Origin of the sequence: Microcoleus sp. POL10_C6 (assembly GCF_036701585.1) — a bacterium.
Taxonomy (GTDB): Bacteria; Cyanobacteriota; Cyanobacteriia; order Cyanobacteriales; family Microcoleaceae; genus Microcoleus.
This window is the reverse complement of sequence record NZ_JAUBRB010000007.1, coordinates 161,629-175,063: the sequence shown is the minus strand read 5'-3', so window position 1 is coordinate 175,063 and position 13,435 is coordinate 161,629. Positions and strand designations below refer to the sequence as shown.

At 45.9% G+C, this 13,435-nt stretch carries 11 protein-coding genes and 2 pseudogenes; 7 read left to right on the top strand and 6 right to left on the bottom strand.

Annotation, left to right across the window (positions count from 1 at the left end; all coding sequences use genetic code 11):
* Nucleotides 1–205, top strand: a 205-nt coding sequence (locus tag QUA34_RS06440) for a hypothetical protein (RefSeq protein ID WP_333332392.1), incomplete at its 5' end; no start/stop codon positions are given.
* Between the two features lie 395 nt (nt 206–600).
* Nucleotides 601–1,101: pseudogene (locus tag QUA34_RS06435) on the top strand (group II intron maturase-specific domain-containing protein); the annotation flags it as partial.
* Nucleotides 1,102–1,125: 24 nt separating this feature from the next.
* Here the strand turns inward: QUA34_RS06435 and QUA34_RS06430 are convergent.
* Nucleotides 1,126–1,650, bottom strand: a complete 525-nt coding sequence (locus QUA34_RS06430; RefSeq protein ID WP_333332389.1) for a hypothetical protein — start codon at nt 1,648–1,650, stop codon at nt 1,126–1,128.
* A gap of 439 nt (nt 1,651–2,089) precedes the next feature.
* Here QUA34_RS06430 and ppk1 point away from each other — a divergent pair, with 439 nt between their 5' ends.
* Complete coding sequence (gene ppk1 / locus QUA34_RS06425) at nt 2,090–4,273, top strand: polyphosphate kinase 1 (protein ID WP_333085610.1); 2,184 nt, start codon at nt 2,090–2,092, stop codon at nt 4,271–4,273.
* 343 nt (nt 4,274–4,616) lie between these two features.
* On the opposite strand, the gene QUA34_RS06420 is transcribed toward ppk1, so the two are convergent.
* On the bottom strand, nt 4,617–4,787 hold the full coding sequence (locus QUA34_RS06420) for a hypothetical protein (protein WP_015176488.1): 171 nt from the start codon (nt 4,785–4,787) through the stop codon (nt 4,617–4,619).
* Between the two features lie 202 nt (nt 4,788–4,989).
* Complete coding sequence (locus QUA34_RS06415; protein ID WP_006632500.1) at nt 4,990–5,250, bottom strand: hypothetical protein; 261 nt, start codon at nt 5,248–5,250, stop codon at nt 4,990–4,992.
* A 320-nt stretch (nt 5,251–5,570) separates the two neighbouring features.
* Here QUA34_RS06415 and QUA34_RS06410 point away from each other — a divergent pair, with 320 nt between their 5' ends.
* From QUA34_RS06410 to QUA34_RS06400, 3 genes are all read left to right on the top strand, one after another.
* Nucleotides 5,571–6,122, top strand: coding sequence for a DUF2854 domain-containing protein (locus tag QUA34_RS06410; RefSeq protein ID WP_333332385.1), 552 nt, complete (start codon nt 5,571–5,573; stop codon nt 6,120–6,122).
* Between the two features lie 211 nt (nt 6,123–6,333).
* Nucleotides 6,334–7,404: an FAD-dependent monooxygenase gene (locus tag QUA34_RS06405; RefSeq protein ID WP_333384984.1), complete on the top strand. Its 1,071-nt coding sequence runs from the start codon at nt 6,334–6,336 to the stop codon at nt 7,402–7,404.
* A 113-nt stretch (nt 7,405–7,517) separates the two neighbouring features.
* Nucleotides 7,518–8,009, top strand: a complete 492-nt coding sequence (locus QUA34_RS06400) for a hypothetical protein (RefSeq protein WP_333384981.1) — start codon at nt 7,518–7,520, stop codon at nt 8,007–8,009.
* 105 nt (nt 8,010–8,114) lie between these two features.
* On the opposite strand, the gene QUA34_RS06395 is transcribed toward QUA34_RS06400, so the two are convergent.
* Nucleotides 8,115–8,549, bottom strand: a complete 435-nt coding sequence (locus QUA34_RS06395; RefSeq protein ID WP_333384979.1) for a DUF779 domain-containing protein — start codon at nt 8,547–8,549, stop codon at nt 8,115–8,117.
* A 90-nt stretch (nt 8,550–8,639) separates the two neighbouring features.
* Nucleotides 8,640–10,160 (bottom strand): acetaldehyde dehydrogenase ExaC, encoded by a 1,521-nt coding sequence (gene exaC, locus QUA34_RS06390; RefSeq protein ID WP_333384976.1) that lies wholly within the window; start codon nt 10,158–10,160, stop codon nt 8,640–8,642.
* Nucleotides 10,161–11,081: 921 nt separating this feature from the next.
* Between exaC and QUA34_RS06385 the strand changes: the two genes are divergently transcribed.
* Nucleotides 11,082–12,284, top strand: coding sequence for a phytochelatin synthase family protein (locus QUA34_RS06385; RefSeq protein WP_333384973.1), 1,203 nt, complete (start codon nt 11,082–11,084; stop codon nt 12,282–12,284).
* 229 nt (nt 12,285–12,513) lie between these two features.
* On the opposite strand, the pseudogene QUA34_RS06380 reads toward QUA34_RS06385, so the two are convergent.
* Nucleotides 12,514–13,435, bottom strand: a pseudogene (locus QUA34_RS06380) (WD40 repeat domain-containing protein); the annotation flags it as partial.

Genomic DNA, 13,435 nt, shown 5'->3' with positions numbered 1-13,435 from the left:
CAGTAAACAAAAGATTGCTCAGAACCAAGGATGCATTTGTCCTAAATGCGGAGAATCTCTATTCAACGGGGAAGAACGAGATGGAGGGAAGAACTGCATGTTCATCACATTGAACCAAAACAACAGGGTGGGAGTAATAGCTACAAAAATCTCCGATTCTTACACTTCTACTGTCATCAACAGATTCATGCTGCAAAATGACTGAAGCATGTGGAAGCTAGTAATTTGCTTAAGCCGGATGTGCTGAAAGGTACAAGTCCGGTTTTGAGGGGAGGGGGTTACAGCGATGTAATCCCTTTACCCGACTCCTCCATGAGGATGTAGAAGTTGTAAAGCTATGCCAGGTAGAAATAGAGAAGTGGTTAAGTGGCATTGGGTTAGAATTAAAACCGAGTAAGACAAGGTTAGCCCACACCCTGAACAAGTTAGATGATGAACAACCCCGATTCAACTTCCTAGGATTAAACCTCAGGCAATTCCCCGTTGGGAAATACAATTCCGGAGAAAGAACCAGGGGCGGATTATTAGGTTTTAAGACTATTATCACCCCCAGCAAGGAAAGTCAGGAAAGGCACTACAGAAAAAAAAGTTGCTGAAGTAATAAATAAGTCGCGTGGGATAAACCAAGCGACTTTAATAAAAAATCTCAATCCCATCATTAGGGGTTGGTGTAACTACTTCTCAACAGTCATCAGTCAAAAAATATTTTCAAGGCTGTGGCACTTAGTGGTTTGGAAGCTTCTAAAATGGGGTCATCATCGTCCTAGGAACAAAAGCAAAAAGTGGATACGCCGCAAATACTTCAAAACTGTAGAAGGCAATAACTGGGTGTTCGCAACCGGAGAGGGTAATAATCCTTTAAAGCTAATACAACATAGCTCCACTGAAATAAAACGCTATGTAAAAGTAAAAGGGATGGCATCACCCTATGAGGGGGACTGGATATACTGGAGTTCAAGAATGGGAGAACACCCCGAAATACCCGCAAGAGTAGCCAAACTACTCAAGCGACAAAAAGGGAAATGCGCTCACTGCGATAACTACTTCAAAGATGGAGATTCGATAGAAGTTGACCACATCATCCCTAAATCGAAAGGTGGAAAGGAATCTTATGATAATTGGCAGCTACTTCATCGACATTGCCACGACACAAAGACCGCCAATGATGGCAGTCTCGGTAACAAATCTAGCTGTAAAAGTGCTAAACCTAAGCCACCAGTGGAACCAAGCCTCTGGGTTTGGGAAAACGATATGTTGGGAATGACGTACTGATGACAACAGCCGTTTTATTGAGGAGCGGAATGATGGGAAACTATCACGTTCCGTTTTGGAGAGCAGTGGAGGAGGCGACTCCTTCACTGACTTTAATGATTTTGCGAAAAGTAGTGGCAACTCTAGGGCTGTGCCTAAAAGGAGTCGGTAGGGGCGCTTTGATTTTGCCCTTGAAAGTTCGTATTTGGACTCTTCAAGAATCCCCTCGCCTTTAGGCATGGGGAGTATCAAATGATGTCGATTCAGCCAAGTGAGTAGTTGTTGGAAGCCCTCTGGGTCATTGGAGAAGACTTTGGGTTTAGTTTTGCCGTTCTCCAGCATCAAGGCTACATTAAAGGTTTTCTTGCTGATGTCGATGCCGAGAACTGTTTGTGTCATAGTACGCTTACCTCCATTGGCTCTCAACTGCACAAGTGCAGAATCAGGACTGGTCACAGAAAGTAACCTTGTTAATGCAGGCTCAACTTAAAAAGTGGCCTAAGATACTGTCCAGTGTCAGGATCAAACCAGTCACCGTTCGGATCTAGGGAGCTAATCTACGCAACAGACTCATTAAGGTCTCAGGGACACGCCAGCTTCACCTGACCGAAGCAGATAGACTTTTTCATCGTCTTCCAGCAGACTACTCTTAACATACAAGGGACACGGTAGTGCCGTGTCCCTACTGCCCTGTCCCTACACATATTGCATACCAGACCCTCGCGGATGACCGACAAAAACGTGCGATCGACCAAAAGCAGATGGGAACAAATCCTTTAACCTACAATACTATTTCTAGAGATGCCATCACCGAGCCTCCCATAGACTCCCTCAAACCATGCCCAAGCCAAAAAAGACGCCCGCCAAAACCTACACTGAAATCAACCTCAGCGATCCTCAATATTACTTCAACCGAGAACAAAGCTGGCTAGAATTCAACAACCGCGTGCTCCACGAAGCCCTCGACCCCCGCACGCCCCTCCTCGAAAGGCTCAAATTTCTAGCTATTTTTAGCTCCAACCTAGACGAATATTTTATGGTGCGGGTGGCCGCCCTCAAACAGCAAGTACAAGCAAAAGTCAGCAAATTGACCTCCGACGGCAGCACGCCTCAAGAACAGCTAGATGCCCTTAACCAGCGGCTTTTGCCGATGGTTTCTCAGCAACACGCCTATTTTGAGCAAACCCTGCGGCCGAAACTAGCAGCAAGCGGCATCTACATTCTCGACTACATTGACCTCAATCAAGAACAGCGGAATTACTTGCACCGCTACTTCAAAGAACAAGTATTTCCCGTACTCACTCCCCTAGCAGTTGACCCCAGCCACCCATTCCCCTACCTTTCCAATCTCAGTCTCAATTTAGCAGTAGTAGTTAGGGATCCCGACACGCGGGAAGAATTATTTGCCCGCGTCAAAGTACCGCAGGTTTTGCCGAGGTTTTTGCCACTACCGGGGGATTTACAGTGGCAGCAGAGGGGCAAATCTCCGGTTTGGACTGGCGTGCCCCTAGAACAGGTGATTGCCCACAATTTAGAAGCTTTGTTTCCGGGGATGGACATTCAGGAATATCACCCGTTCCGCATTACTCGCAATTCCGATTTGACGGTGGAGGAAGATGAGGCGGAGGATTTGCTGCTGGCAATAGAACAGGAACTCCGCAAGCGTCGGTTTGGAGGTTCTGCGGTGCGGATGGAAATTCAAGCGATTATGCCGCCTGCGCTGCGAGATATGCTGATGGAGGAGCTGGATCTCGGTGAGCAAGATGTTTACGTCGTAGAGGGGCTGCTAGGCCTCAAGGATTTGATGTCTTTTGTGGGGCTGCCCGTGCCGGAACTGAAAGACCCACCTTGGACTCCGGTTGTGCCGCCCCGTTTGCGGAACTCGGAATCGCCAATGATTTTAGGCAAATTGATGTTGGATGCTGACGAGGGCGAGGATATTTTCACCGTCATCCGGCAGGGGGATTTGATGCTACACCATCCCTATCACTCGTTTGCGGCGACGGTGCAGCGGTTTATTACTGAGGCGGCGCACGATCGCTCCGTGTTAGCGATTAAGATGACTTTATACCGCACTTCTGGAGATTCGCCGATCGTCAGCGCCTTAATTCAAGCAGCGGAAAACGGCAAGCAGGTAGCCGTTTTAGTAGAGCTTAAAGCTAGGTTTGACGAAGAAAATAATATTAATTGGGCTCGCAAGTTAGAACAAGCGGGAGTCCACGTAGTTTACGGTTTGGTGGGACTCAAAACCCACACCAAAATTGTGATGGTAGTGCGTCGCGAGGAGGAATTCATCCGTCGCTACGTCCACATCGGCACCGGCAATTACAATCCCAAAACAGCCGGACTCTATACCGATGTGGGTTTGTTGAGTTGTCGCGAGGATTTGGGATCGGATTTGACGGATTTGTTTAACTATTTGACTGGTTATTCGCGGCAGGTATCTTATCGCAAATTATTGGTGGCACCGGTCAATATGCGCGATCAATTTTTAGCTTTAATCCGCCGCGAGGCAGAATTCTGCCGCTTGCAGGCCGAAGGCGGCATCGGTAGCTGTGGCCGCATTGTCGCTAAAATGAATGCTTTAGTTGACCCTCAAATCATTGTTGCTTTGTACGAAGCTTCGCAAGCGGGAGTTAAAATTGATTTGATTATTCGGGGGATTTGCTGTTTGCGTCCCGGCGTTGAGGGTGTTAGCGAAAATATCAGAGTTATCAGTATTATCGGCCGCTTTTTAGAGCATTCTCGGATGTTTTATTTTTTCAACGGTGGCGACGAAGAGGTGTATATTGGTTCTGCTGACTGGATGCAGCGCAATCTCACAAGACGGGTTGAGGCCATAGTTCAGGTGGAAGATCCAACAATTGCCAAGGAATTACAAGAAATTTTGGGAGTAATGCTGGCTGACAACCGCCAAGCTTGGGATTTGCAGTCTGGGGGACACTACTCTCAGCGGCGGCCACCTGCTAATTGCCCGGAAGTGAGCTCTCAGCAAATTTTGATGGATATGGTGATGAATTAGTCAGTTGTCAGTTGTCAGTTGTCAGTTGTCAAATTTGCAGTTAGCAGTGGTGCGTTCTTGTTAGTTATTAAGCTGTACTGCATTTAATTTTGACTTTTTGGGCGGGCAAGATGCCCACCCCACAAGATTTTTACTAGCATAACTATAGCAATCGTTGCAGGATTTGTGGGATGGGCTTCTAGCTCGTCCTTCCCATATCTGGGATGGGCTAGAAGCCCATCCCGACTAGAAACCCAAACCACATTTATAACTGACGAAAGGATTGCTATGTGCAAATTAAATGCGCGACAGCTTAGCCGACCCCCTGACAACTAATGACTAATGACTACTGACTAATGACTACTTAGCTGTTAAAAGTACGCTTGAATTCTTCTAAGAGATCGTCAATTTCTTCGATCGCCTGACTCACATCTATTCTCAGGGCCCCCAAGTCCGATCGATCTAACAGCCGCACGAGGGATTCCCGCTTGCTCTCGATCTCTGCTACGCGCTCTTTGATTGTTTGTGCATCCATGGTTTTTTGCCTTTGCTACTATTAACAAAAATATTTGACATTCCCCCCTGCGAACAGACGGAGATTCTTAATTCACCGACATACCTTTTTGGGCAAATTCTTCACTGTTTTTATAAGGGAAGTGATGAACCTGCTCAGGTTTTTTTGGTCTGTGTTATAGTTTGATTGTACATCAAAACTTCAGCCAAACTCCAGCCACATTTTAGCGCAAAAAAGGCGGACGTTTGGTATCTGCGGGTTTATTTTTCATCATTCCAGCTAAAAATCGCTTCAGAGCCTTCTCCCGGTTTTTCATAAAAGCAGCCCAAAATCCCGGTTGATATTCATCCATCGTCTTGGCTAGGGCCCAGACATCGATCGCTAAGATATTATAAAGCCTTTCATCTTCACGTTTGAGCGAGTTAATCTGCTCCAGAACGGCCTTGTTTGCTCCAGCAGTTTGTTTGTCTTCGTCTTTAATCATGTCCGAAAAATGGTTGAAAGGGCAAGAGTGTTGATCGCGATCGCCACTCTGTATACTTTGATGATACTGCCGATCTCGATTGCCTTCTGGAACCAACGCCGCGTAATTAACACGGATATTTACCGATGGCGTGCCCGGGCGAGTCCGGCAGGATAAGCTTCTGAACCTAGAGACAAGACTGTGGATGCACACCGCTCCCGCGCTCATAGATGCTAGCAGTTTTTGCAGGTATTTTGGCAAAAAAACTAAATTTATTCAAGACTTTTTGACAGATAATAATTAAAGTATATTATTTCTGTCCGACTACTTACCTCACTAATATGTTACGCAAAATTTCTTTAGCAAACCTAGCCTTAGTTGTGGGCGGTATTATAGCAGCAGTCGGGTTTGGAGCCTACTTCACAGACAGACCTACCCTGAACCTAGCCGGTTTTTTTTATGGAATTCCGCTGTTGCTGGGAGGTTTGGCCCTGAAAGCGGCCGAACTCGAACCAGTGGATTTCACCGAACCTACCTCTGCTGAAGTTCTCCTCCTGCGAGAAAGTCAGGCCACAGATACTCAAAACCAAGTCCGCAAAGATGTCACTCGATTTCGCTACGGCCAACCAGCGCACTTAGATGATGCTTTGGAGCGCCTGGGCCTGGCCCCGACAGACGAGGAACGGCCCATCCTGCAAGGGTTGCGGGAAGTTAATGTTGATGGTGCTTATGGGTTAATTCTAGAGTTTTATTCGCCGCTAATGCCGATCGAAGTCTGGGAAGAAAAGCAAGATAAAATAGCTACTTTTTTTGGACCAGGTTTGCGCGCCCAAGTGAGTCAAAAGGCTAGTGACAAAATTGAAGTGGCTCTCATTAAAAATACTCAAGCTTAAAGTAGTCTTAAGTTTTGAGTGCGTGAATTTTGAAGTCATCAATTAAACATTAATCCTGCATCAGCTTAGATACTGATTTTAGCGGCAGCTTGAAACCTGTCGCTATCAACAAAAGCTCAATCCGCAATTGGACGATCGCGCAAATTAGATTTTCCTTAATTACAATAATAGTTGAGGACCGATCGGCAATCTTAAATCAGGAGAAGCACAAATGGTTTCGTCCCAAAGCAGGATAGGTATTATCGGCGCAGGAACATCAGGAGCTTATCTGGCAATTTTGCTTATAGAGAAAGGGTTTCAAGTTACATTGTTTGAAAAATCACCCCAACCGCGCACCGATGGATGTGGAATTCTGATCGTACAAGCAGGTATGAAAGCGCTGCATCAAGGAAACCCTCAAATTAGCCAAAAAATTATTAACTCAGGCGATGCGGTTAAATTATTCGAGTTTCGCAACCTCCGCGGCGGTGTCATCAATTCCGAACCCGTCACCTATGAAGAAAATGAACTCCCAGGAATGCTGGTACACCGCAAAGCTATTTTAGAAGCACTCCTCGGCGAGTTACCCCCTGAGTGTATTCATTTTAACGCAGAATTAGCATCGATCGCTCAAACCGAGCACAGTGCGATCGCCCACTTTAAAGATGGCACAAAATGGGAAGGCGATCTTTTAATTGGTGCCGATGGAATCGTCTCAAAAGTTCGTCAATTTATAGTTCCAGGCGTTGAACTGTTTTATTTAGGCGATATCGTCTGGCGAGGAATTGTCGAAGATCACAGCTTCTGTCCAGAAGGAAACTTTTTTGTTTATGTACGCGGTAGGGGAATTTATGCCAACTTCTTTCACATTGGTGGAGGTCGCACTCATTGGGGTTTCTTTATTGAAAAAGAGCGCACAGAATCCGAAATAGGGAAACTACAACCTAATAATATTACCATTCCTCCCCAAGAACTAGCAAAACTCCCAGAGGATGCGCGAAAAGTGATTGAGTCAACCCCTGTGGAAAATATTGTCTGTCGTTTTTCCTATGACATTGACCCCCTACCAAAAATCTATGATGGTAGTGTTATCTTAATTGGAGATGCTGCCCACGCCAAAAGCTCCACACGCGCTAGAGGTATGACTTCCGGCTGGGAAGACGGCCTGTCTTTAGCGCAACATCTCGTATCCAGTGCTAGCATTGCAGAAGCATTAGAAAATTTTCAAACTGAAAGATTGCCGATTGTCCACGAATATCAGCGCACTAGCCGCGAAATGAGTTTGAAAATAGGTCGTCGCTAGCCCAATGCAAAATCATCAATATACCGAGATACGCGACTTATGGGATAAATCGCGTATTTCCGAAAAAAGCATTTTACTCGATCGCGTTTTGTAAACAAACTGGAGGCCAATCAATGAGTAACGATTTTGTGATTGATCAAGATACCCTCAGCCCTCTCCCCCCTCCGGATTTAGAGAAAGTTCCTGAAATTTTCACCCGTCATCTTGGCACTTGGAAAGGCGAATTCATTAAGACTGATACTCGCGGACATTTTTCTCGCAGCTTTTTGGGTAGTTTTACCATCTGGATTGAGGGAAGTCACTACCGACAAGTCAATAATTATGAATACTCAGATGGTTCTAGCCTCCAGTTAAATTTTGAAGGTGAATTTGAAAATCGGATACTGAAATTGTATTCTACCAGTTACTCCGATTTTTCGGCTCTCGTGTGGGATGCAGGACAGGAAGTTATTTGCTTTCGGGCAAATAAAACTCAAGATAACGCACTGATTACTTTTGTAGAAACAATGACATTACTAAGCGAAAATCAGCGAGTTCGTAGCACTCAAGTCTTTAACAATGGGATTTTCGATGGGATTTCCTTTATTGAGGAAATGCGTTTGTAGTCGAAGCAACAACTGCATCTTTTTCTTTCTCTTCCTTCCCGTTTTTAGCACCTTCGCGGTTCATTGAATCCTACTCCCTAAGCGAGCGGACTAAAAAAAAACAGGTTAATTAATATTAGCAAACAAGCGAGAACGAGTAATAAAACGCTCTCCATCCGGCCCTTCCAGGGAAAAATCGCTGCCTCCTGGTCCCGATGCCACGTCTATAATTAACTGCGTGTGCTGCCAATATTTGTATTGCTGCGCTGCAATATAAAAGGGACAACCGCCTATTTCGCCCAGCAATACGTCACCATCACCGATTATCAATTCGCCATCGGGAAAGCACATGGGGGAACTACCGTCGCAGCAGCCGCCGGATTGGTGAAACATCAATTGTCCGTGTTGAGTTTTGAGATGGTTAATTAATTTTAAAGCGGCTTCTGTTGCGGTGACTTTTGCGATCGTTTCCATTTGATAATAAGAAAGTAGGAAGATGGAAGATGGAAGCTCGAAATCTGCGTGAATCAGCGTCAATCCATTGTCATCTGCGGTTAACAAATTTTCTTTTTTTGACCGCAGATGAGGGCAGATAAACACAGATTAACGCAGATGGATTATTGATTCCAGTTGTACGGGATTTGATGTGACTTAGAAGAAACCTAATGCTTTGGGGCTGTAGCTGATTAACAAATTCTTAGTTTGCTGGTAGTGATCTAACATCATTTTGTGATTTTCGCGGCCGATACCAGATGATTTGTAGCCGCCGAATGCTGCGTGGGCCGGATATAGGTGATAGCAGTTTGTCCACACGCGGCCTGCTTGAACGGCGCGGCCCATGCGGTAGGCGGTGTTGATGTCGCGAGTCCAAACTCCGGCACCTAAACCGTAGAGAGTATCGTTGGCAATTTCTAATGCTTCGGCTTCGTCTTTGAAGGTAGTGACTGCTAATACTGGGCCGAAGATTTCTTCTTGGAAAATTCGCATTTTGTTGTTTCCTTTGAAGACTGTTGGCTGGAAGTAATAGCCGTCTTGCAAGTCGCCGGATAAGATGTTTCTTTCCCCACCAATGAGACATTCTGCGCCTTCGGCGTGACCGATTTTGACGTATTCGGCGATTTTTTCCATCTGGTTGATGGAGACTTGCGCGCCGAGGGCGGTTGTCGGATCTAAGGGGTTGTCTTGTTTGATTTGGCGGATGCGATCGATCGCCCTTTCCATGAATCGATCGTAGATTGACTCCTGAATTAAGGCGCGGGAGGGACAGGTGCACACTTCGCCTTGATTAAACGCAAACATGACTAATCCTTCCACTGCTTTGTCGAGGAATTCGTCGTCTTGGGCGCAGACATCTTCAAAGAAAATATTGGGGGATTTGCCACCTAGTTCTAGGGTGACGGGGATGACGTTTTGGGAGGCGTATTGCATGATTAGCCTGCCGGTGGTGGTTTCGCCGGTGAAGGCGACTTTGGCAATCCGGGGACTGGTGGCGAGGGTTTTGCCGATTTCGGCGCCGGGCCCGTTAATGACGTTGATTACGCCGTCTGGTACTAAGTCGGCGATGATTTCCATCAGTACCAAGATTGAGGCGGGGGTGGGGCCTGCTGGTTTGAGGACGACGCAGTTGCCGGCGGCGAGGGCTGGGGCGAGTTTCCAGGCTGCCATTAATATCGGGAAGTTCCAGGGGATGATTTGTCCGATGACGCCTAGGGGTTCGTGGAAGTGGTAGGCGACGGTGGTTCCGTCGAGTTCGCCGATCGATCCTTCTTGAGCTCGGATGCAGCTTGCGAAGTAGCGGAAATGGTCGATCGCCAGGGGTATGTCTGCGAGGCGGGTTTCGCGAATTGGTTTACCGTTGTCCCAGGTTTCGGCGATGGCGAGGCGATCGAGGTTTTCTTCGATGCGATCGGCTATTTTGTGCAAAACCCGCGCCCTATCGGCTGGGGAAGTCTTACCCCACTTGTCTTTCGCGGCGTGGGCGGCATCTAGTGCCAATTCTACATCCTCGGCGGTCGATCGGGGGATTTGACAAATTGATTTTCCTGTAATTGGAGACAGGTTTTCCGAGTATTTCCCTTTCACCGGTGGCACCCACTTGCCGCCGATAAAGTTGTCGTAGCGAGTTTGAAAAATCGACTGACTGCCGGATTGAACAGGTGCTGCTACTACCATTTTATTACCTGATTAAAATTTGTTTTCGCGGACGCTTAAAATCTCTTGCATATCAACTATCGTCTATTTTCCTGAAGTTCGGTCAATTCATATACAAAATTTTACATTTTTTAAATATTTTGCAGTCACTGTAGGGGCGGGTTCACCAACAATCTGAGGCTAAAACCAACAATCTCAAAAACCCGCGCCTACTCAACGGTAAATACTATTAATTAACTGTGACGCAGCGGAATTTTTATCCGACTTGACCAGGTAAAGAAAACACTTTAACTCTCCTTTTTGCTGCTCTACAATTATCCGATACCTGAGAGTATTTTTTGACTAGATAGCTGGTTCTGCCCACCAACAAGGGAGCCGAAAGTGGCGCTGTGACATATTTGCTAATTGCCATATCTTTATCAGCCACCTCAATATAAATCCCCTGAGCATCGACCACCTCAGTGCCTATCCCAATCACCTGCTTAAATTTGAGGGATTGCAAGTCTTACAACTCTTTATCCGACTCTTCTAAAACATCGATCCCGTGATTGAGGCTATTCATAAAAGTTTGATTTATCTGAAATCTTGCACCATTCTCAATAAGCTTTTTATGAACAGGCAAGATGCCTGTTCCACAAAGAGTGAATTTTCTTGTGGAACAGGCATCTTGCCTGTTCTTGAGAAGGCTGCAAGATGTGAGATTTATCCGAGCTGCATACCGCTCACTCTGTGGCAAATAGCCGAATTCTTTCCTCACCTTGATGCCTAGCCGTCCGTCGCAAATAATCACGTTTTTTAAATTTGCACCCCAAAAGTCAAACCTTCGCAGCGTTTTATTGCTAAAATTGAAAAAAATAGTAAATAAGTGCATTCATCATTATCAATGGGACGATGTTGCATAATATTTATTAGCACCATAAGCAATAATGGTTAAAACACTCAATGTCTGCTCAAGGGTTTTATCGTCGTTCACTCCCCGATTCTGCTATTGCCTTTTCCTCCGTAGAGGGAAGGCAAATATTTCGAGAAGCGTTGGCATTGGGAGGTATGGAAGGGTATTTTGCTCTAGCGGAACAGTTTCATACTCAAGCAGAACCCGCTTTTTGTGGATTGGGTAGTTTAGTTGTTGTTCTTAATGCCTTATCCATCGATCCGGGTCGCATTTGGAAAGGGGTGTGGAGATGGTATGGAGAGGAATTTTTAGACTGTTGCTTACCTCTTTCAGTCATTAAAGAAAACGGTATCACCTTTGATGAGTTTGTCTGTATCGCACGTTGCAACGGTGCTGTTGTAAAACCTAATCGTTACCACCAAAGCAGCTTGGAAAACTTTCGGCAAGCAGTTGAAAAAGTGACTACGGCGTCAGGTGATATTCATCTAGTTGTTTCCTACAGCCGAAAGGTATTGGGACAAACGGGTGATGGTCACTTTTCACCAATTGGTGGCTATCATCGACAGCGGGATCGAGTTCTTCTGCTGGATGTTGCCCGTTTCAAATATCCACCTCACTGGGTTTCTTTGCCTTTGTTATGGCAAGCATTTGAACCTGTCGATCCCGTCACTAATCAATGTCGAGGTTATATTTCCTTGCAAAAGAGTGAAAGGTTGCCAGAAACCTTCTTTCATGTTGCTTGTGATTTACATCAGTGGCGTAGTGTTGCTACTTACTTTGCAGAAATACTCCCCGACATTGTGAGAAAAGAGCAACCCGATTCAATTGCTTCATTTGTCAGTACCATCCTGCACCATTTGCCTGTTGAGTTCACAACTATGGTGAATACCTCGTCAGAGACAGCAGAGACACTTGAGAAATTACGGACAGCTATTGAGTTAAATTCACTGTTTGATATTGTTCACCAATGCTTGTCAAGCGATGAGGGGGATGCAATGTCTGTTGTAGGGAAGTGGCAGCAACAGCCATTCGTAGCAGAGATAATAACAGCAATATTACTCTCCTGTCCCGAAACGCTCTATGCAACTCTCAAACCCGAGTTGCGACTGTGGTTTAGTGAGGTTCGCCACCTTGAGAAACTACTCCCTCCCTTGGATGTAGAGATATCTAGATTGAGAGAACAAATGTCAGCACTCCAGGAGTTTTACACTTTATATTCAAAGGGACATCAGTGTAATATCCCTCAGAGTTAGCACCTACCGCCTTTTGAACTCCCCAAACCTCGCCTAACGACAAAAGTGAAAATTAAATAGCAAGATTTAATAATCCGATGCTCGTGGCGGTTGCGGATGAAGATTCGCCGCAGCGAAATATTAGGGTTGTGACTGATGCGAGTGAGAAATGGACGATGAAAAAAGTCGAAGTAGTGGTAAAAAAGATGTAGGGCGAACATCTGGCTGGCTGGCGGTTTTTCCCTAAATTCTATTTGATTGACGGTTTGTTGAGGTAATCAGCACACATCTTTTTATCCTCTTCTGTTGCTTTCGGATTGGTTCTGAGATAATCGTCGATCCAGTTGCAACCTAATGCCATTAGTTTATCGAAATCCCAAATCCACAGTTTGATGGTGTTGTCATCGCTAGCCGAAGCTAATGTTTTGCCATCGGGACTAAACGCAACGCTATAGACCGTGCTGCTATGTCCAGTTAGGGTCGCCAACTCTTTTTGGGTTTGCAGATGCCACAGTTTGATGGTGTTGTCATCGCTAGCCGAAGCTAATGTTTTGCCATCGGGACTAAACGCAACGCTATAGACCGTACTGCTATGTCCGGTTAGGGTCGCCAACTCTTTTTGGGTTTGCAGATGCCACAGTTTGATGGTGTTATCATTGCTTGCAGAAGCTAATGTTTTGCCATCGAGACTAAACGCAACGCTTATGACTATACTGCTATGCCCGGTGAGGGTGGCGAGCTGTTTTTGGGTTTGCAAATGCCACAGTTTGATGGTGCTGTCATTGCTTGCAGAAGCCAAAGTTTTGCCATCGGGACTAAAGGCGACGTTATAGACCGTACTGCTATGCCCGGTGAGTGTCGCCAACTCTTTTTGGGTTTGCAGATGCCACAGTTTGATGGTGTTATCATTGCTTGCAGAAGCTAATGTTTTGCCATCGGGACTAAACGCGACGCCATAGACCATACTGTTATGCCCGGTGAAGGTTGCGAGCTGTTTTTGGGTTTGCAAATGCCACAGTTTGATGGTGCTGTCATCGCTGGCAGAAGCTAAAGTTTTGCCATTGGGACTAAAGGCAATTCTATAGACCGAATCGCTATGCCCGGTGAAGGTTGCGAGCTGTTTTTGGGTTTGCAAATGCCACAGTTTGATGGTGCTGTCATCGCTGGCAGAA